Annotated in this window: 15 protein-coding genes and 1 tRNA gene; 4 read left to right on the forward strand and 12 right to left on the reverse strand. The window is 29.5% G+C overall.

Features of this window, described 5'->3' with window-relative positions:
* The first annotated feature begins 1 nt into the window (after nt 1).
* The 3 genes from HALO113_RS17205 to HALO113_RS17215 are packed head-to-tail and all read left to right on the forward strand — an operon-like array spanning nt 2 to nt 7965.
* Nucleotides 2-3094, forward strand: coding sequence for a hypothetical protein (locus HALO113_RS17205; RefSeq protein WP_159780372.1), 3093 nt, complete (start codon nt 2-4; stop codon nt 3092-3094).
* Nucleotides 3095-3104: 10 nt separating this feature from the next.
* Nucleotides 3105-7142: a DUF6443 domain-containing protein gene (locus HALO113_RS17210; RefSeq protein WP_159780373.1), complete on the forward strand. Its 4038-nt coding sequence runs from the start codon at nt 3105-3107 to the stop codon at nt 7140-7142.
* A gap of 10 nt (nt 7143-7152) precedes the next feature.
* Nucleotides 7153-7965 (forward strand): ankyrin repeat domain-containing protein, encoded by an 813-nt coding sequence (locus tag HALO113_RS17215; protein WP_159780374.1) that lies wholly within the window; start codon nt 7153-7155, stop codon nt 7963-7965.
* A gap of 213 nt (nt 7966-8178) precedes the next feature.
* Here the strand turns inward: HALO113_RS17215 and HALO113_RS17220 are convergent.
* The 4 genes from HALO113_RS17220 to HALO113_RS17235 form a co-directional block, all read right to left on the reverse strand.
* Nucleotides 8179-8260: transfer RNA gene (locus HALO113_RS17220), tRNA-Leu, on the reverse strand.
* Nucleotides 8261-8392: 132 nt separating this feature from the next.
* Nucleotides 8393-9247, reverse strand: coding sequence for an acetyl-CoA carboxylase, carboxyltransferase subunit beta (gene accD / locus HALO113_RS17225; protein WP_159780375.1), 855 nt, complete (start codon nt 9245-9247; stop codon nt 8393-8395).
* Nucleotides 9248-9305: 58 nt separating this feature from the next.
* Entirely contained in the window at nt 9306-10373 is a 1068-nt protein-coding gene (fbaA, locus tag HALO113_RS17230) for a class II fructose-bisphosphate aldolase (protein WP_159780376.1), read from the reverse strand.
* 44 nt (nt 10374-10417) lie between these two features.
* Entirely contained in the window at nt 10418-12970 is a 2553-nt protein-coding gene (locus tag HALO113_RS17235; protein WP_159780377.1) for a BamA/TamA family outer membrane protein, read from the reverse strand.
* A gap of 35 nt (nt 12971-13005) precedes the next feature.
* Between HALO113_RS17235 and HALO113_RS17240 the strand changes: the two genes are divergently transcribed.
* The gene (locus HALO113_RS17240) at nt 13006-13728 is read left to right on the forward strand and encodes an RNA methyltransferase (RefSeq protein WP_159780378.1); all 723 of its coding nucleotides are present in this window, start codon (nt 13006-13008) and stop codon (nt 13726-13728) included.
* 3 nt (nt 13729-13731) lie between these two features.
* On the opposite strand, the gene HALO113_RS17245 is transcribed toward HALO113_RS17240, so the two are convergent.
* The 8 genes from HALO113_RS17245 to HALO113_RS17280 all read right to left on the reverse strand — a co-directional run bounded on the left by HALO113_RS17245 (nt 13732) and on the right by HALO113_RS17280 (nt 22239).
* A complete protein-coding gene (locus tag HALO113_RS17245) occupies nt 13732-14427 on the reverse strand; it encodes a porin family protein (protein WP_159780379.1) in 696 nt (231 codons plus the stop codon).
* 1 nt (nt 14428) lies between these two features.
* Nucleotides 14429-15160 carry a bifunctional demethylmenaquinone methyltransferase/2-methoxy-6-polyprenyl-1,4-benzoquinol methylase UbiE gene (ubiE, locus tag HALO113_RS17250; protein ID WP_159780380.1) on the reverse strand — a complete coding sequence of 244 codons (732 nt, stop codon included), beginning with the start codon at nt 15158-15160 and terminating at the stop codon, nt 14429-14431.
* 40 nt (nt 15161-15200) lie between these two features.
* Nucleotides 15201-15686: a dihydrofolate reductase gene (locus HALO113_RS17255; protein ID WP_159780381.1), complete on the reverse strand. Its 486-nt coding sequence runs from the start codon at nt 15684-15686 to the stop codon at nt 15201-15203.
* A 5-nt stretch (nt 15687-15691) separates the two neighbouring features.
* A complete protein-coding gene (locus HALO113_RS17260; RefSeq protein WP_159780382.1) occupies nt 15692-17053 on the reverse strand; it encodes an aldehyde dehydrogenase in 1362 nt (453 codons plus the stop codon).
* 71 nt (nt 17054-17124) lie between these two features.
* Nucleotides 17125-17820 carry a DUF547 domain-containing protein gene (locus tag HALO113_RS17265; protein ID WP_159780383.1) on the reverse strand — a complete coding sequence of 232 codons (696 nt, stop codon included), beginning with the start codon at nt 17818-17820 and terminating at the stop codon, nt 17125-17127.
* Between the two features lie 278 nt (nt 17821-18098).
* Complete coding sequence (locus HALO113_RS17270; RefSeq protein WP_159780384.1) at nt 18099-20540, reverse strand: zinc-dependent metalloprotease; 2442 nt, start codon at nt 20538-20540, stop codon at nt 18099-18101.
* A gap of 96 nt (nt 20541-20636) precedes the next feature.
* Nucleotides 20637-21404 carry a hypothetical protein gene (locus HALO113_RS17275; protein WP_159780385.1) on the reverse strand — a complete coding sequence of 256 codons (768 nt, stop codon included), beginning with the start codon at nt 21402-21404 and terminating at the stop codon, nt 20637-20639.
* A gap of 10 nt (nt 21405-21414) precedes the next feature.
* Nucleotides 21415-22239, reverse strand: a complete 825-nt coding sequence (locus tag HALO113_RS17280) for a thymidylate synthase (RefSeq protein WP_159780386.1) — start codon at nt 22237-22239, stop codon at nt 21415-21417.
* Nucleotides 22240-22282: the final 43 nt, after the last annotated feature.

A 22282-nucleotide genomic window follows, 5' to 3' on the forward strand; every position in this document is an offset into this window, starting at 1 on the left:
AATGAAAAATTATTTTCTTTTTGTTTTTTTTATGGTTGTAGGAGGAATGTATTCACAAGATGAATCAAACCCATTTACTTCAAATGATAATCAATCAAATAAAATGATTGAGAATGTTAACCTATACAATATTGAATTAGATGGCTTAATAATTCCTATAGAAATCTCTTACAACCATAGTGGTTTTAGAGTAGGAGAGGCACCTGGAATAGTTGGTTTAGGTTGGAGTTTCCATGAAATAGGTAAAATAGCAAGAAAATCAAATCATCTACCAGATGATTATCAATATACAATTACCCCTTCTTCTGATAAAGGAGGATGGTTTTATAATGATAATACTTATATAAATGAAATAGGATCAAATACTACAAATTCAAGTACAATAAGAAATAGTAGTGATGTAAGTCCAGATTTTTATGATTTCACTTCGTCTTTTGGTAAAAATGGATTATTTACTTTTGATAAAAATATAAACTTAGGAAATGTAGAATTAACTCCTGTCTTTTTAGATGGTAACGATAATTTCACTCTTAATTTTAACCTAAATAATCTTCATTATGGAGTTAACAATTATCAAGATGTCGTTTTTGAATTAAATGAAGAAAATGGTTATACTTATAGTTTTATAGGAGGACCAAGCAATGCTAATTATTATAGAAATGGTGGTAACCCTACTAAGACTAAAGATTATTATGTTTCCAAAATTAAATCGAATCATAATGATGATGAAGTGTTTTTGTCTTATTTAGAGAAAAATTTTGATAATCGAGTTTTATACAGTAGTGGTTATAAAACTTCAACAAATATTTCTCCTATTCAAACTTATTTGGATTATTTTTATCAAGGCGAATCTAAATTGGTTATAGATGAAATTATAACTCCAAAAGAAAAGATTTCTTTTGAATATAGAGATTATATATTTTATAACAACTCCTCTGGACCAAATGATTATTTGCCAATTTTAGACGCAATTTATATAAAAAATTTAAATGATGAAATCATAACATCTTTCCATTTGGTTTATGAAGAATGGATAGCATATAATAGACCGCTTTTGACTAAAATTTATAAAGGAGAAAAAGGTGTTTATTACCCTTATGTTGAAGATTTTTATGACGAACAAGGATTGTCTTATATAAATGTAATAAAGATTAAAGAATTTGAATATTATGATTATTCTGAATTACATGCTGACTTACAAGCCTCAAATCCTAGTTTTAATTTTAAGAATATTGACTTGTTAGGGTATTATAATGCAAGTAATAATAGTACTTTATTTCATGGGAATATGAATCCTTGTAGTAGTCAATCAGTGTATACTGGAGATAGAATCCCTAATTTATTAGGTGCTAAACAAGGAGTTTTAAAAAAATCTATTAATAATTTAGGAGGTATAATGGAATATGATTACCAATTAAATGCTGATTCAGGGAAGTATGGAGGAGGTTTAAAAATTTCTAGTATTATGGAAAAACCCGATGTAATTACTACCTATACTACAACATTCCAATACACAGGTTTTTCTGGTTTTTCAGTTGATATGGTTAATCCATTAAATTCTATGATGAGAGGATCTTCTATAAAATCTGTCACTAGTTTTCCTAACGAAGAATTACCTGATCAATGTCAAGAATGTGATTATGTAAATCATTACCAAAAATCAGGTAATTTTTTTACAACAGTTACTTCAAAGAAATTTATTAAAAATGTACCCAATCAAGATGGCTCTGAGATAGGCGATTTGTTCTTAATAACAAAGACAACATACCGTCCAAATTATAAAACACTTGTACGTACTCCTTTAGTAGAAAAAGTTGAAGTATTTGAAGATGCAGAATTTGCATATGATCCAAATGGGCCAACTGGTTGGTCAACATTGAAAGAAAAAAAAGAATTTATTTATGATTTTGATTTGCAAAATGTAAATTATGTAGCTACAATTAATGCAAATAGAATATATACTAATGGGGTAACAAACTGCCAAGGTGATTATTTCAGTAGTACTCCAAAAACAACAAGCATAATTAATCGTCCAATATATAAAATAGAAATGCCTCTTAAAGAAGTTCGTTCTGAAAAATATAAAAGTTATATTGATGAGGGTTATTCTCAAATATTAACTTCAAAACAAGTGATAAGCTATTTTGGTGAGAATAACCCTAATTATGCATTAAATGTATTACGTCCTAAGGAAGTTATAAATTATCAGAATGACATTCCAGTTTCAAAGAAGAAATTTAAGTATTTAGTAGAAGAATTTATTCCAGGAGCTGGCTTAACTAATTTAATTAATTTTAGTACTGAGAATAAAACCTTATTATCAAATGAATCTAACTGGTTATATGAAGACGGGCAATGGTATTTAAATTCAGCAAATTTTTACGAGTATTTTTCAGATGGTAAAATAAGGGCAACTACATCTTCTATAAAATCGGCTACAAATCAGACTTACACAGAAACTAGTTTTAATCCATATTATTCTGGAGGTAATTTAAGCGGTATTTCATTAATCAATAAAATAGAATATGAATATGACTTGAATGGTAAAATACATGTTGTCAAGGATTTGGAAAAAAACGAGTTTAAAAGTTTTTACAGAGATAATGATTATAATGCTAATTTAGTGAATTCGGTTTTAATAGGGAATTTAGATTATGATACAAATTTTTACAGGAATAGTTTTGAGAACGAAAATGGTATAGACTATTTAGAAACAAGTAATGCTTTAACGGGGAAAAAAGTATATGCAGGTACAGAATATATAGATTTTGGAACCTTTCCAAGTGAATATGTTGTATCCTATTGGTATTATCAAGATTTAGATTGGCACATTACTTCCTATGTTCATGAAGGGGGTAATGTAAAAATAGCTAAACCAGTCCATGCTGATTTTATAGATGAAGTTTGGATAAGACCAAAATTTACAAAATTGATGGGTAAAGTAAACAATAAATATATGGAGTCTACTCATTTAATTGACGATAAAGGTTTTGTAGTTAAAAATATTTTTGATGAATTTGGAAGAAAAATTAAACAAATTGATCAAGATGGAAATATCATAAACGAAAGAGCATACAATTTTACTAAAGAATAATCATAAGAGGATGAAAATAAAATTTTTAATAGTATTAGGATTAGTATGTAATATAGTTTTTTCTCAATTATCAACCGATAAGAACTATGTTCATGTTAAAACATATAAAAGGGCAGTAAATGAAAATATAGTTTCAACTGATGATAATGATTTTGATGAAGATATAACATATTTAGATGGTAGTGGTAAACAAAAACAGACAATATTAATCAAAGCAGGTGGTAATAATGAAGATATTATATTTAACAATGAGTATGATGCATTAAAAAGAAAGCCAAAGGCATATCTTCCTTATGCAAAAGATAATAATGCTGGAGCATATGAGAGTAATTTTAATGCAGTACAGTCGGCTTTTTACAACACAACTAAATATGAGAATACACTTAATCCATATAATGAGAAGGTTTATGATGAAGATGATTTGGGTTTTGTAAGTGAAATTTCAGATCCGGGCAATGATTGGGAATTGTCAGAAGGAAGAACAAAAAAGCAAAATTATAAATTATATAACTATCAAGGTGTAGAAGATAGTGTTTATAAATATGCAGTTGATTTAACAAATCCCAATTCTCCAGTTTTGGTTTATTCAGGAGGAATCTATGATTCCAAAACATTAGTAAAATATATTTATAAGAATGAAAACTGGATTGCATCGGATAATAAAGATAATACAACAGAGGTTTATAAAGACAAAAGAGGTAGAGTTATTTTAAAACGATTATTTGAAAATAACATAGCACATGATACTTATTATGTTTACGATATTCAAGGAAATGTTGCTTTTATAATTCCGCCGGTGGTTAATCATAATGATTTATTTGATTCAAATGACAATCCTACTCCTAATCAAGTTTCAGTTTTAGAGAAATTTTGTTTTCAATATAAATACGATTCAAAGAATAGGCAAATAGAGAAAAGGTTACCTAGTAAAGGTTGGGAATATTTAGTTTATGACAAATTAAATAGAGCAATTTTATCTCAAGATGCTAATTTAAGAAATGGTTCTAGTAGATGGAATTTTGTGGAGTATGATGCCCTTGGGAGAATAGTTTATGAAGGAGTTTTAACTGATATAAACAATTATACAAGAGAACAAATCCAAAGCGTTGTGGAAGGTTTAAATACTTATGTTTATTATGATGGCTTAGCACCATTTAATTTTTCACATTATTTAGATCAATTTTCTCTAGATGTTAATTCTGTGAATTATTATGATGATTATCTATTTAATCTCGATGGGATTAACGTTTCAGAATCTAATTTGTATAATGTTAAAATGAATATGTATACTAAAGGTTTGTTAACAGGTAATAAAGTGAGGATTTTGAATACTAATGAATGGGAAACTAACGTTTATATGTACGATGAAAAAGAACGAGCTGTTAAGGTGATTTCAAAAAACCAAACTTTGGAGAGTTTAAATACTGTGGACTTTAAATTAAGTTTTTCTGGAGTTGTTTTAGAAAAAACATCGACCCATAGTAAAACAAATGTAGTAACAAATTTGGTAACTGTAGATGAATATTCGTATGATAAAAATGAAAGATTAATTAAGCATCAACAAATAATAAATAACAAACCAAAAGAGCTTATTTCGGCATTAAGATATGATGAATTAGGTAAGTTACAAGAAAAAAAAGTTGGAGGTACAACAAAAATTAATATTACGGGTCTTGTCGAAAGTGAAGGTTTAATTACAAAAACTGGTTCTACTAATTCTTGGACAAATGCAACGATTGAGTCTGTAGATAAGATTAAAGAAGATGGAAAATTAAGCTTTAAGATTCGATCTACAAGCGGTTATCTAAAGATGGGATTATCGTATAGCCCAGCTAGTACTTTACATACACAAATAAATTATGCTTTAAGTTTTTCAAATACAGGAATTTTAAGAGTATTAGAAAGTGGAACATTAATGTTTAGTTCGACATATACACTTAATGATTTTTTTGAAATTGAGACAATTGCTAATCAAGTATATTACAAAAGAAATGGAATTATAATTTATACTTCTACTGTTGCTACAACTGGAGAACTTTATGTAGATTCGCATTTTTATATTAATAATTCCTCATTATCTAATGTGTCAATCGAAAATTACAGTTATGAAAATATTAATCCACTTCAGACTATTGATTTTAATTATAATATAAAAGGTGAGTTAACAAAAATTAATGATGTTAATAATCTTGGTAATGATTTGTTCGCTTTAGAAATAAAAAGAAACAATCCTACTTCTACTGGTACTCCATTATATAATGGAAATGTAAGTCAAGCATATTGGAAAACTGCAAATGATAATCAATTACGTTACTATGATTATAATTATGATAATTTAAATAGAATAAAGAGCGCAAAATTTCATAACATAGATGATTCCCTACAAAATGATAGTTTTAGCTTACACACTGTAAACTATGATGAAAATGGGAACATAACTTTTTTACACAGAGCTGGAAATAAGATGAACGATCCTAACTTAGAGTGGATGGATTTTATGACATATTCTTATGATGGTAATCAATTGACAAGAGTTTTAGAACAAGGGCATGGATACTTTGGTCATATTACACAAGTAGAACAAACTGATACAAACCCCCAATATGAGTATGATGCAAATGGAAATTTAACAAAAGATAGAAATAAAGCAATAGCAAATATTAGTTATAACCATTTAGATTTGCCAGAAGTGATTACATTCGAGGGAACAACTACAAAAACAATAACTTATGTATATGATGCTTCTGGAAAAAAGCTTGAAAAAGTAGTTAATAATAATGGTAGTATAACCATTACAGAATATGGCAATGGATATATTTATAAAAAAGTTAATTCTAACCCCACAACCTTAGAGTATATTCAACAGGCAGAAGGTTACATAGCACATAATAATGGTGTTTATAGTTATGTTTATAACCATACAGATCATTTAGGAAACATCCGTATAACTTATTCCGATTCTAATAATGATGGAACAGTAACTACTTCAGAGATAATTGAAGAGAACAATTATTTCCCTTTTGGAATGAAACATCAAGGGTATAACAATGTGTATAATATTTTAAATGGAAATTCATTAGCTCAAAACTTTAAATTTGGAAATAAAGAATATGAAGAAAATTTTAGCCTGAACTTATATGATTTTGGAGCGAGAAATTATGATGCAGCTACTGGTAGGTGGTTTGGGATTGATGGTTTATCAGAAAAATATAATAGTACATCTACTTATGTTTATGCTTTAAATAATCCTGTTTATTATGTTGATTTAGATGGTTTTGAGCCAACACCTTATGAAGCAGCGATAATGGCTTCTCATGTGTATGGAGATAATGTGACGTTAGTGGGAGGTTGGAAGGTTTCGAACTTGCAAAAAGCGATTCATTACTCATCTGGGTTAGATGGTGCTTTGTATGAAAGAAATATTAATGGATATGTTGAATATGCATATGTATATGCAGGGACTACTAATATGTCTGATTGGAAAACTAATGGGAATCAGGTTTTTGGAACTTCTTTACAATATGAGCAAGTGTCAAAAAACGTTGAAAAATTAGACAAATTTTTTAAAGGAAAAGAATTGACATTCGTAGGACATTCTTTAGGTGGAGGATTGTCAAATTTTTCCTCACTTTTAACAGGAAGATCATCAATAACCTTTAATCCTGCATGGATTTCAAAAAAAACTGCCCAAAAATACTTAAATAAAATAGTTCCATTAAAATTAGGTAACTCAGTGAGAAATTTTGTACACGAAAAAGATCCATTAAATAAACTTCAAAATACATTGGAAGCTCGTGCAATTGGATTATTACATTATGGGGAAGATTTTAAAATTAAAGCTGGTGATTTTTGGGACTCAATAATTAACGGACATTTTATTGGTGAAATGATAGATTCATTGGAGGATAATGGACAAAATGGATATATGGATAAGGATGGAAGTTTGATTTATGATATGAGAGATGATCCAACTCAACAAGAAGTGGATGATAAACGAAGAGACACTGATGATTATGATCCATGTAACTGCTATAATGGCTGGAATTAAAATAATATTTATGAAAAAAATAATTTTATTCATCTTATTAACTACAACTTTAGTACAGTGTCAAGAAGATAATCCTAATCTTGAATATCGGTTTGATAATTTTAAAAACACTCCATTGTCAGAATTTGCTGAGGCTGTAAAAAAAAATGACACTTTTTTAATTAGAGAGATAATAGAGAATAAAAAGGTGGATGTTAATTACAATGAGCCTAATTATGGTTTAAGTTTGTTAGTATTGTCAATAGCTAATGATAAAGCAGAGGCTTTTAAATCATTAATTAGGTATGGTGCTAATGTAAATGCGGTATGTGGTATAGATTTTAAAACTACTCCGCTTTTAACAGCTATTCTTTTTTCAGAAAACTGCAATACTTTTTATGTAGAGCATTTGCTGAAAAATGGTAGTAATGTGAACTACGTTCTTAATGATGGACTTTTTTCAGAAGATAAATATGATCAAGAAACTCCTTTGTTTGAAAGTGTAGGTAAACTTTCTGATAAGGGTCTTTTTTGTGATAAAATTTCACAAATTTTAATTGAAAACGGAGCAAATTTAAATCAAAAAAAATATATTGATCCTTTTAAAGAAAAAAAATCAATAATTGATATTTGCTTAATTCATAAAAATTTGTTTCTTCTTTATTACCTGTTTAAAGAGGATTTAGTAGAGGTGCCTAAAGAAATTGAGTTAGAAACGATTGATGGAATTGAAAAGATAAGTTTAATAGAGTATTTAAAAAGTGAGGAATTTGATTTTCCATATTCTCCTGATTTCAAAAATAAGAGAGATGAGCTTGTAAAATTAATTGAGAAGCATAATTAGGGTAGTGTTTAAAAGTTATTGAAAGCTATAATTTCTGTTTTAAAAAAGCTAAACTTGATAACTCGGACTTTTAATCCTGATAGCGTGAAAATTTTTCCGTGTCACAAAGCTGCTAAAAATAAAATCACTCTTTTATAGAGTGTTTTTTTTATATTTTAAAACCTTAAATAGTAGCCATAAAAAAAAGCTGAACTATGGTTCAGCTTTTTGTTGTGCGGGTAAAAGGACTCGAACCTTCACACCTTGCGGCACCAGATCCTAAGTCTGGCGTGTCTACCAATTTCACCATACCCGCTAAATTGGTGTGCAAATATAAGTATTTTTAGATATAATCAAAAAACTTTTTTGTTTTTTTTAAATAGAATGTTATTGCTTTTTTATTAAATCGTTGTAAATGAAAAGCCAGCAATATTGTGCTGGCTTCATTTTATCGTATTTCTTGATTTAAAATCAAATCAATATATAAGTTGATTTTGTTTTTTAACTCTTTTCGGTGGGAGATAAAATCTAAAAATCCATGTTCTAATAAAAATTCTGAAGTTTGAAAGCCTTCTGGTAAATCTTTACCTGTTGTGTCTTTTACCACACGAGGACCAGCAAAACCAATTAAAGCACCAGGTTCGCCTATGTTGATGTCTCCTAACATCGCATAGGAAGCAGTAGTTCCTCCAGTTGTTGGATCAGTACAAAGTGAAATGTAAGGTACCTTTGCATCTGCTAATTGTGCTAATTTAGCCGAAGTTTTGGCTAACTGCATTAAGGAATAAGCTGCTTCCATCATTCGGGCACCACCCGATTTTGAAATCATTACAAAAGGTACTTTGTTTTTGATTGCATAATCAATCCCTCTAGCGATTTTTTCTCCTACAACTGCTCCCATAGAACCGCCAATGAAAGCAAAATCCATACAAGAAACTACTAAGTCTTTTCCTTTTGATTTTCCAACTGCCGTACGAACCGCATCTTTTAACTTGGTTTTCTCCATGGCATCTTTCAATCGGTCACCATATTTCTTAGTATCTTCAAATTTAAGAGGGTCCTTAGATGTCATTTTAGCATCTAATTCTTTAAATTCATTGTTGTCAAACAAGATTTCAAAATACTCTGCACTACCTATTCTTACGTGAAAATCATCTTCAGGACTTACCCATAAGTTTTTTGCTAATTCCTCTGTATCAACAATTTTACCTGTAGGTGATTTGTACCACAAACCTTTAGGAACGTCTTTTTTATCTTCAGTTGCTGTTTGAATTCCTTTTTCTTTTCTTTTAAACCAAGCCATATATTACAATTATAAATTATAAATTAGGAATTAATAAATTAATTTTAATACCTAGTTATTATAAAGTGTTTACGTTGTTTAGATCAGCAAACGCTTGTTCTAATCTTTTATTGAAGGTTACTTCACCTTCTCTAATCCATTTTCTTGGATCGTAGTGTTTTTTGTTTGGGCTTTCTGGCCCTTCTGGACTACCAATTTGTGTTCTTAAATACTCAATATTTTTTGTCATATAATCACGAATTCCTTCTGTGAAAGCAAATTGTAAATCGGTATCAATATTCATTTTAATAACTCCGTAAGAAATGGCTTCTCTAATTTCTTCTAAAGTAGAACCACTTCCACCATGGAAAACAAAATCTACAGGATTTGCAGCTGTATTGTATTTGTTTTGTACATATTCTTGAGAGTTCTTTAAAATTTTAGGTGTTAATTTTACATTTCCAGGTTTATAAACACCATGTACATTACCAAATGCAGCTGCAATAGTGAATCTTGGACTCACTTTCATTAATTCTTCATAAGCATAAGCTACTTCTTCCGGTTGGGTGTATAATTTTGAACTATCTACATCTGAATTATCTACTCCATCTTCTTCACCACCTGTAATTCCTAATTCAATTTCTAAAGTCATATCCATTTTGCTCATGCGCTCTAAATATTTTTTAGAAATTTCAATATTTTCTTCAATTGGTTCCTCTGATAAATCAATCATGTGAGAACTAAATAATGATTTTCCTTTTTCTTTATAAAATTGTTCAGAAGCATCTAACAAACCATCAATCCAGGGTAATAAATTTTTTGCACAATGATCGGTATGTAAAATTACGGTAGCTCCATAAGCTTCCGCTAATTCATGAATATGTTTTGCTCCAGCTACAGCTCCTAAAATAGCTGCTTTTTGATTTTCATTAGAAAGACTTTTACCTGCATTAAATTGGGCTCCACCATTTGAAAATTGAATGATAACTGGGGCTTTTAATTTTGCTGCGGTTTCTAAAACACCATTTATTGTGCTAGAACCTGTAACGTTAACTGCTGGTAATGCAAATCCTTTTTCTTTTGCATAGGCAAAAATTTCTTGTACTTGATTTCCAGTTGCTACACCAGGTTGTATTGAATGACTCATAGTTAGTTTGTTTAATATAATTTACAAAAATAATAATTTAAAAACTAGAATGGATAATTAATTCCAAAATTTAAGACTGTTCTACTAAAGTTAATATCTCTAAACCATCTTTCGCTTTGTTCTTTTGCAGGATTGTAGGTTTTGTATCCAAAATCTATTCTGAAAACAAAGAAATCAAAATCATAACGTAATCCTATTCCTGTGCCTAATGCAATATCTGTTAATGATTTTATTCCGTTAAAGGTGTAAGCTTTATCTTCCACATTGTCAAAAATATTCCAAATGTTTCCAGCATCTGCAAAAAGGCCACCATTTATTTTTCCAGCTATATTAAAACGATATTCAACACTAGCTGCCAGTTTTAAATTAGCTTCGTTAAAATCATTAATTCCTCCACTGCTTCCAGGACCAAGACTGTAAGCTTGCCAACCTCTATTATCATTGGAACCACCAGCAAAATAACTTCTAGAAAAGGGTATTGAATTGGCATTTCCATAAGGGATAGCAATACCACCAAAAGTTCTAAAAGCTAAGATGTGTTTTTTTCCTAAATCCCAGTGTTTAATTAGATCTATTTCACCTTTGACGTATTGGGCATATTCAATTCCAAAAAGTGTTTTGTTGCCATTGTCGCTCTCTTGCTGTGGTACTTGTTTGGCAATTAGACTGGCTAAATTGCCCGCTGTTTCTAGTTTGGCTTTAATAGCATAAAAGGTGTTGTCTAGAAATCCTTTTTGGGTGTTTTTGTTAAATGTAAAAGCAGAAGAAACGATCAGATTGTTCTCAATTAATCTTTTTCTTCTTTCACCAATGCTTCGAATTGAATTATAATCATCTTGATTGTTAATTGTAATTGAGCCATTGTTTGTAACCGCATCAATAAAATCTACAGCACTGGTGAAAGATAGATTTCCTGAATTAACTAAGTAGGTTCCACTAGTATCATAAATTTGTGCTAAATCATTCAAACGATTATAAGAAGAATTGTAAACATTAAAATAATTATCAATATTTAAGTTTCTTACAAATTGTACATTGAGCAAATCAAAACGAATTGTAGTATGATCTCTTGGAATCCAATTGTAATTAATAATGCCACTAAAATTTTCTTTATCCAAACCAATGTTTTTTTGATTGGTTAAACCAAAACTCATTTGAGTAGTGGGTAGCATTTCTTTTTTAATTATACTAGTGGTTCTAAACGGAAAGAAAATTCTAGGAAAAGTTAGTTTTACATCAGCACCATATTCGGAAAGATTGAAAAAAGTCCCATTAGGATTAGGTAAATCTCTAGAAGAACCTATATTGCCTCTCGTGGCTATTTCTAATGTTTCTGCTCTTCTAAATAAATTTCTGAAAGTTACCGAAAGATTTCCTGAAATTCCAAAATCTTGAATATTGGAATGATTGAAGTCGATAGCAGCATTCAAATTTTTCTTTTTTAAAGGAAGAAGATAAATATTGGCTATTAAGTTGTTTTCTTCCTTATTTAGGGTATCAACTACATATTCGATAGTAGGAAAACTGAATACTTTAAGATTACTAAGCGATCTTGAAGTCAATGTCTTGTCATTGTCACTAAAATAGCTTCCTTTTTCAATAAAGATGGCATCGGTTATGGCTTTAGGCTTGTAATTTAGTTTTCCAATGGAGTAAATATGGTAATTATTGTAAGCAACACTATCGCTAATCTTATATTTTCCTTTTTTTATAGCGCTATTGGTAAAAATATTTACCTTACTTATTTTATAAATTTTAAATGGCGTTTTTACTAATGTATCACCTCTCTTAATTTTACGATCTTCTATATCATATACAATATCAACGTTGTTATTCTTTTCGCTTGTGATTACATCATAGCGAACGTGGTTAACTTGAAAATCATAAACTCCGTTATTTCTAAAATAATTAGTTAGCCTAGTTCTCTCTGCATCAAACTTTTCATCATTAAATTGCTCTCCAGTTTTGATTAAAGATTTAGGTTTAGCTTTAACAAATAAACTATCTAGTGCTTTTGTTTCAATATTGGTAGAAATGCTATCAATTATATAACCTTTTCCTGTTTGTACATTGTAAATTATTTTTCCTTTTTTAAAACCAATTGAATCTACTGTAGCACTCACTTTAGCATCAAAAAAACCTTGATTGTTGTAAAAACCTTGCAATTTATTTTTTGTATTACCAATTTTTATGGAGTCAATTATTACAGGAGCTTCACCTGTCTTTTTTAAGAATCTGCTCAATCCAGATACAAGAAACGATTGGCTTAATCTATCTACTTGTTTGTTGGATAATAATTTAGCTAAATTTTCTCTTCTATGGGGTTTTTTATTTAGCCAAGCATAATACAATGAATCTGGATTCTCTTTGGCCATGTTATATAGACCTAAACGCAAAGGAAAACCTAATAATTTTCCATTGGGTTTTTGGCTCAATAAACTTTCAACTCTTTCGCTTTTAACTACTGTATCATTAGTGATTACAGTGTTTTTAATTAAGAGTTGTTTGTTATCTGGAACTTTTTTTACTATTGAACAGGAGTAAAAGATAGTACCAGTTAAAAATATAAATGCTATTTTTGGAAAGAAATTTTTCAATTCGATTAATATAGTTAGTCAAAAATACAATTTTTATGGTTAGTAAAAACCAAATTAAACTTATAACTAGTTTACAACATAAAAAATATCGAAAAGAGTATCAATTATTTTTAGCTGAAGGTAAAAAAGTAATACAAGAATTTTTGGATGCAAACTATGAATTGCATAGTCTTTTTGAAACGGAAGACTTGTTTTTACCCGTGGATAAGAGCAAAATTCATACCATAACGCCATCAGAATTAAAAAAAATAAGTGCACTTACAGCGCCAAACAATTGTTTAGCCTTGTTTAGAATTCCTGTTGTTAAAAGAGTAGAATTATCGGGATTGGTTTTAGTGTTAGACGATGTAAGAGATCCAGGGAATTTAGGTACTATTATAAGGTTGTGTGATTGGTTTGGAATAGAAACACTATTGTGTTCTGAGGAAACGGTGGATTGCTATAACCCAAAAGTGATTCAAGCTACTATGGGGTCTTTGAGTAGGGTAAATATTGTATATTCTAATCTTGAGAAAAAGTTGAAAGGGAATAAATTACCCATTTTTGGAACTTTTATGGACGGTGAAAATATTTACAAAGAAACACTCCCTAAAGAAGGAATAATTATTATGGGTAACGAAGCCAATGGTATTTCTTCTGAAATGGAGGCGTTGATAAATAAACGCATAACTATTCCTAGATTTGGTTCTTTGCAACAAACGGAAAGTTTAAATGTGGCAACTGCTACAGCAATTATATTAAGTGAATTTAAGAGGTAGTTTTTAGTGAAAAGTAAAATTTATAAAAACACCTCTAGTTTTCATAGATTGAATATTTCCCGTCCAAGGGCTGTTTGGGTCGTTGTCACGAATTAATTCGTCATTTAAACTAAAAACACCTCTTATAGAAGGAGAAAATTTAAAGTATTCTAAATATAAATCAATACCAAATCCTAGTTCATAAAAATTTGTCCATTTTTTCATTCTAAAACGATCATTATAATTGTCGTCAGGAGCATCTGAATTACTGCCTAAATTCAATGCAGTTGAAAGACCTCCTAATACATAGGGTCGAATGTTACCTGCTCTTTTAGCGGAAAATTTTAAAAGAAGAGGGAAATGAATGTATGTTGATTTGGCTTCTCTTAGCGCATCTACAGGATCGTCAAACCCTGGGAAAGTTATGTTTCTTTGTGTAATATATAATCCAGGTTCAAAACGTAAATCTACGTGCTCAATGATTCTTAGGTTTCCAACAAGACCTACGTTGAAACCTGTTGTTGTTTGTGTAGATACATCTTTTGTGGGCTGTAAATAATCAAACTTAAAATCTAAGCTGTTGAAGCCCAAATAGTAACCCCAATGTACTTTTTGTTTGTCGAAATTTTCTAAATTGATAATTGGGTCTTTACCAAATAAACCACCTTGAGCAAAACTTATTGTTGTGGCTAATAACAATATTATATATATTTTTTTCATACTATTTCTTAGATGCATGATAAATTGTTGCAACACCAAATGTTTGAGGTAAATGCTTTACATCTATAAACCCAATTTTTCTCAAAATATTGTTTAGAGCTTCACCAAAAGGGAAAATATTTGCAGAATCTGATAAATATTTATAAGCTACTTTGTCTTTAGAGAATAATTTCCCGATTATTGGTAAAATAAATCGTGTATAAAAAGCATAACCTTGTTTGTAAGGAAATTTAGTAGGTACAGAGGTTTCAAGAATAACAAAAATGCCATTTGGTTTTAAAACACGAAGTATTTCTGCTAATCCTCTTTCTAGATTTTCAAAATTTCTAACACCAAAAGCAACAGTTATAGCATCAAAGTAATTGTCTGGATAAGGAATGTTTTCACTATCTCCTAGAACCATTTCAATTTTTGAATCTAATTTTCTTTCTTTGATTTTTTCTTTACCTACTTCAAGCATGCCTGCTGAAATATCCAGACCTATTATCTGTGTTGCAGCAGTTTTAGTCATTAAGATGGCTAAATCACCAGTTCCTGTTGCAATATCTAATATGGTATTTGGGGTTTTATTTGCAACAAGTTGTAATACTTTTTTTCGCCAAGAGACATCAATCCCAAAAGAAATAACTCGATTTAATCCGTCATAATTGCCAGCAATGTTGTCAAACATTTGGGCAACTTGTTCTTTTTTACCTAATTCTGAATCTTTATATGGTGTTATGTTTTTTGACATGCTATTAATTATATGGTTCGCAAAAATACGAATTTAATTTTCATTTTCTAATGTAGGTTAGATACGTAAAATCAAAGAGATGTTTTTCGTCTTTTGAGTGGTATTCTTCATGGACTAATTTCCAATTTTTTTCATCAAATTCCGGAAAAAAAGTGTCTGCTTCTATAATTGTGTGTACTCTTGTAAGTTCGATTTTGTCAACAAAATCAATCGATTGTTTGTAAATTTCTCCACCGCCAATGATAAAGCTTTCTTGTTCCTTAGGGCAAATTTCAATTGCTTTTTTTAAACTACTTACAACAATGCAATTTTCTGGAACAGAATATTCTTTTTGTCTCGTAATAATAATATGTGTTCTATTAGGTAAAGGTTTTGGGAAACTTTCAAAAGTTTTTCTTCCCATAATAATATAATGACCTGTGGTTAACGACTTGAATCTTTTAAAATCATCAGGTAAATGCCATACTAAATCGTTGTCTTTGCCAAGAGCATTGTTTTCTGATGCAGCTGCAATTATTGTTATCATTTTGCTTATAGTTTCATTAAGAATTTAATTATTTTTAATTTTTTTATCGAATGTGGAAAATATTTTAAATCCAATTCAAACCAGTTAGGTTTTTCTAAAATACTTTTATAATGTGAGAATGTTTTGAAACCATTTTCTCCATGATAGGAACCAATACCACTGTCTCCCACACCTCCAAAAGGAAGTTTACTATTGCTGATTTGCATAACAGCATCATTGACGCATCCACTACCAAAAGAGATTTCGTTTAAAATTCTTCTTTTACTATTTCTGTTGTTTGTGAAAATATAACAGGCTAAAGGTTTAGGGCGATTTTTGATTTTTTTGATTACTTCAGATAAATCTGTATAGTTTAAAACGGGTAGGATTGGACCGAAAATTTCATCTTTCATAATTTCGTCTTCCTCAACTACATTTTTTAATATTGTGGGTTCAATATAACGATTTTCTATATTATAGTTACCGCCATAAAAAATCTTTTCAATAGCTATTAAATTGGTAAGCCTTTTGTGATTTTTTTCGTTTATAATTTGAACATAATTGTGATTTTCAAAGCTTAAATTTGATTTTTCAATTTCTTCTTTACATATTTTTAAAAATTGTTCTTCAATATTCTTATGTACATAGACATAATCGGGAGCAATGCAGGTTTGTCCAGCATTTAGAAATTTGGCCCATATTAATCTTTTTGCACACATTTTTAAATTACAATCAGATGTTACAATTGCAGGACTCTTGCCTCCTAATTCCAAAGTTACGGGAGTCAGATTTTTTGCAGCCGCTTGATAAACAATTTTTCCAACAGGAACACTACCAGTAAAAAATATTTTGTCAAATTTTTGTTTTAATAAATTCGTTGTTTCTTCTATACCACCTTCAATTACCTTAAAAAAATCGGGTGAAAAGTTTGTGTTAATTAATTGGGTTATTATTTTACTTGTGTTTTGAGGAACTTCACTAGGTTTTAAAATAACGGTGTTTCCAGCAGCAATTGAGGCAATTACTGGAGCAAATGATAATTGATAGGGATAATTCCATGCACCAATAATTAAGCTGACACCTAAGGGTTCAGGTATAACATAACTTTTGGCAGGAAAATTAATCCAATTGGTAGTTACTTTTTTAATAGAAGACCATCTTTTAAGATTGGAGATAGCTTCTGAAATATCTTTGTATAGTAACCCTAATTCGTTAGTATAATTGTCAAATGATGATTTTTTAAAATCTTTATAAATAGCTTCTTCTAATAATAATTCGTTTTTTATAAGGATTTGTTTCAGTTTTTTTAATGCTTCTATCCTAAATTCAATAGGTTTAGTTGCATTTGAATTAAAGAAATTCCTTTGATTTATTATTATTTGTTCCATGAATAATTATTCTAATAAAAATGCCTGTTTGATTTGTTTTTCAAACAGGCATTATGACACTTATTTTTTTGTTATTTGTATAAATTCCAGTCGTATTCTTTAAATTCTAGCTTCGTATTATCATTTATTTTTACTGCCGAATATTTATTGATAAATCCTACCATATTCATAGGTCCAATAAAATCTGTAAAATACCATTCGAAAATTTTTGACAATTGACAAGTTGCAACTCCAATTGTGTTTTGAGAAGAATCGTTGATGTAATTACTTGTTGCTACATCTAAATCGTAGTCTATACTATTTGCCGAATAAGCAGTATTTCTTAATTGAGGTGAAGAAATTGCTGTAGAATATAGTACAAAATGAACTCTTGGGTCGTTCATCGGGCGTAAAATTTCATGTTCAATATGATCTAAAGAAATTTTTTCACCATCAAAATCGATAAATTGCATTTTAAAAGGATCTCTAATGTAATTGATACTTTTGATGGGGTAGTTTTCAACTAATAATTTTATAATGTTTGCATTGTAAACATTTACCCAATAAGTTTTAACCTCTGCATCTGACCAACTTTTATTGGGAGAAATTTTAGAGAAGTTTTGAGCGATATTGTTAATCTCTCTTATGTTTTTTAAAACTTTATCATAATCTACCACTCCCTTACTCGATACATGTTTTTTAAGGAAATCATCATACTCAGAAAAATCAATAACTTGACTAAATCCGTTTAAACTCACAACCAATAATAATAGTAAAATTTTCTTCATAAGATTTTTTTAATAATTTTTAATAATTTAAAAAAAACGATTGCAAAAGTAATCATTCTGTTTTACAATTTTAGTAAAATTAAGTTAAATTTGAATTAATTTGTAAAATTAAAATACTGTAAATCATTGCGATATCTTTTTTGTAATCGACTTTCATAATTAATGTTGCAAAAACTAAGCCAAAATTATAATGTTTTTCCTTGAAAATACTTTAAATAAATGAGTCAGTAGAAGTAGAATTTACTACTCTTTTGATTTAGAGATAAATAACTTTTTAGTTAATCATTTTTAATTATTTTGTCTATTTTGTGAATACTTTCAATAATATGATATTTTGTTTCAGGATTTTGAACCGAATTTTTTAAAGTTGTTAATTCTTTATTCAATTGAACAAGTTCTCCGAAAAGTAATGATTTAATATCTGAAAAAGAGCTATTTGAATTGTTGTTTTCTCCTTGATACAATTTAATAATTCGTTCAAGATATGCTTTTTGTAAATTTCTTTGAGTTAGAGAATAGATATTATTGGTCTCAATTTTCCAAATTCCAATTCTCAATTGATTTAAAAATTCATAAAGCGAGTAATTATTAGAATCAATAAATTGTGCATCTAGTAATCTAGACATTCTTTCTTCACTTAAAAGATTATTTAAATGTTTGGTTTGATGATTTAATAATTGTTGATAATAACCATTTGAAAGGAATTTATCTAAAAGGGTAGTTTCAACTAACCATTTTTGTTCACTGAAAGCATTTTTAATTAACCAATCCATTGCTTCTTTTTGTTTGTTTTTTTCGATTACTGTATAAACAGAACCAGATTGATTAGGTTTCTTTTCTATTTCATTTACTCCACCTACATAGGTAACTACATGACCAATATAACGACTCCAAACACTTAAAAGTTCTCCATATAATTCTTCTAAATCTTCATAATTATTCGTTTTTGTACTGGTCCATTCAGGAAGATTTTTTGCTACAATTTTAAGGTTGCTTATAGCATAATTACCCGCTTTTACTGCATTATTACTGATATCTTCTGTTTGCGAATACGGATTAAATGTACTAGATTGTTTACCAAATTCATATTTAGGATCACCAGCTTTTTCTAAAATCCATTGGTCTAAGGTTGGAATTTCATCTTCAGGAGTTTTTGCATTAGGAACAATTCGGTAGCCCCAATTTACTGCATAGGAATCATATGGCCCCATTTGTCTAATAAAACGAACATCTTTATCGCCTGGCTGAGCTATATAATTAAACCGTGCATAATCCATTATGCTAGCTGATATTCCATTTAATTTAGTAAAGAAGGGTTTCCTGTAATCTTCTACATTATAAGCGCAACTTGCACTCATGTTATGTGGAAAACCTAAGGCATGTCCAACTTCATGAGCAATAACCATTTGCATCATTTCTCCCATTTCTTCATCGCTAGTATGTAGTGTTCTTGCTGATGGATTAGCTGCACCAGTTTCTAATAAATATCGATTTCTATAAGAGCGAAGATGATTGTGGTACCATATAATATCGCTTTCAATTATTTCTCCAGTTCTTGGATCTGAAATACTTGGTCCTACTGCATTTCGGGTAGTACTAGCTACATACCTAATTACTGAATAACGGATGTCTTCTGGATTAAAATCCGGATCTTCTTCTTTAGAAGGTGGATCTTTGGCAAGAATTGCATTTTTAAAACCAGCTGCTTCAAATGCTTTTTGCCATTCTTCTACTCCTTTTTTTATGTATGGTCTTAATTTTTCTGGAGTAGCTGGATCCAAATAATAAATAATAGGTTTTATGGGTTCAACTAATTCCCCTCTTGCATAGGCTTGAGAATCTTTTGGTTCTAGTCTCCACCTTCTAATGTACGTTTTTTTGTCTGATTTTAATTCTTCACTACTATAATCATATTTATTTAGTGTAAACCAGCCTACGCGCGAATCAAAATATCTCGGACGCATAGGGTTTTCTGGAAGGAGAATTAAAGATTGACGCATTTGAATGCTTATACTTTCAGTTTCTTCTAATACCGATGGTTTCGATGCATTGTAGGTGAAGTCTTGTACAACTTCAATATTTAATGGAAATGTTTTTATGTAGTTTATAAAACTTCTAGTTTCATCCAGATTTTTTACTTTGTATGCCTCTCTAATTCTAGAGGATAAGCCGCTTATTGCTTTCACATCAGTAGCATAAAATTTTGTTACATCTATTACTGTTGCAGTAGAATCTTTTGTAAAAGCAGCAATATCAAAAGCATATAAAGTAATGTCATTATTATTTGCTTTAACTGAGATGTTAATTGGCAAACTATCGTTTGCAATACTATTTGAAGATTTTACTTTTATTAATAGTTTGTCTTCAAATTTATCCCAAAAAATTAAATTCGTATTTGTTTCACTTCCAGCATTAACATAACCACCACCAAGACCTTCTGGTACTTTTGCAAATTTACTTACCAAAAGCATGTCTTTATTGAGTAAATTATTTGGAATTTCAAAATAGTATTTATCTGTAACTTTATGAACTTTAAATAGACCAGATGTTGTTTTTGCTTCTTTTGTTATTATACTTGAATACTCTTTTATTTTGCCTTCTTTTTTCTTTTCGAGAGGAACAGCTGTTTCGGTTTTTGTGGGTTTTTTCTTTTTCCAAAATTGAGCATTGGCATTCCCAAAAGTAAATAGTACTAAAAGCAGAAGTATGATTTTTTTCATTTGATTGAGATTCTTTTAGCTAAAATACTACAAATTCAAGTAATGAAAAAATGGTTGGATTATTTTAAGAAAATAATAACAGGAGTTTGTTGTTACTTATTGAAGTTTTATATTGATAGGGAATGAATAGTTGATTTTTGTTGGGACGTTATTTAGTAAAGCTGGTTCTAGTTTCGGAAGTAATTTATATATTCTCATAATCTCTTCTTTTATAAATTCATCGCCTCTTTTAACATCTATTAAATCAATATATCCTTCTTCGTTTATCGTTAATGTAATAATAAAAGAAGTATTAGTAGTCTGTTTAGATTCAGATGGCAAAATAAAATTTTTAATGAAATGATTTTGTAACCCTTTATCTAAACATTCTCTTTTTTCAGTAGGATTTAGATTTTTACATTCTATGAATGTAGGTGAATCGGGTTGTGTTATGAAAGAGTCAACTTCTTTTGGTGTTTTGCTGATTGAATCGGTTTTACTATTTTTTATCAAAAAGAACTTGATATGTGAAATTTTATCAAAATATTTGTCAAAATCTTTTCGAGATACATCTATTGAAATTTTTTTTAAAAATTTTTCTACAATTGGAATAAAATCACTTGCATCAGTTATAATTTCAACTAATTCTATATTTCCTGTTGAGATTATTTTATATTTAATTGTAATTTGAGTTTTATTGTATTTATTAATGAAATTAATATCTTGGGAGTTAAATTCTAGATTTAATTTATTTGGAATTTCTTCCATTAAACACCAATTTATTTCGCTTGTATTTTTTTTTGAAGTACAGTTTTCAAACTTTATTTCTTCTTGGGAAAACCCAAAGGTTAAAATCAATAAAAAAAGTAATGGAATTTTCTTCATAAAAATAGTTTTAAACCGCAACTGCTCCTTTAATGTGTGGATGTGGGTCATAACCTTCTAAAGAGAAATCCTCAAAATCAAAATCGAATATATCTTTGATTTCAGGATTTAATTTCATTTTTGGTAATGGACGACATTCACGAGACAATTGTAACTCCAATTGCTCGATGTGGTTGTTGTAAATATGAGCGTCTCCAAAAGTGTGAATAAAATCACCAACTTGTAAACCACAAACTTGAGCAATCATCATTGTAAATAAGGCATAAGAAGCAATATTAAAAGGAACACCTAAAAAAATATCAGCACTTCTTTGGTATAGTTGGCAACTTAACTTTCCATCAGCAACATAAAATTGAAAGAAAGCATGACAAGGAGGTAAAGCGGCTTTACCATTGGCAACATTTTCAGCAAAGGAAATTGAAGTGTCTGGTAATACACTTGGATTCCATGCAGAAATCAGCATTCTGCGGCTATTTGGGTTGTTTTTTAAAGTTTCTATAACTTCTTTTATTTGGTCGATTTCCTCACTGTTCCAGTTTCTCCATTGATGCCCGTAAACAGGACCTAAGTCGCCATTTTCATCTGCCCATTCATCCCAAATTTTAACACCGTTCTCTTTTAGATAGTTGATGTTAGTATCTCCTTTTAAAAACCACAATAATTCATAAATAATAGATTTAAGATGTAGCTTTTTTGTGGTTACCATTGGAAAACCTTCACTTAAATCGAATCGCATTTGATATCCAAATACACTAATAGTTCCTGTTCCTGTACGATCTCCTTTTTGGTTCCCGTTTGCTAATACATGCTTTACTAAGTCGTGATATTGTTTCATCTTATTTGGTTAATGATGAAAAGTAATAGTATTTACTGTTTTT

It is taken from the genome of Flavobacterium sp. 9AF, assembly GCF_902506265.1.
In the GTDB taxonomy this organism is placed as follows: domain Bacteria; phylum Bacteroidota; class Bacteroidia; order Flavobacteriales; family Flavobacteriaceae; genus Flavobacterium.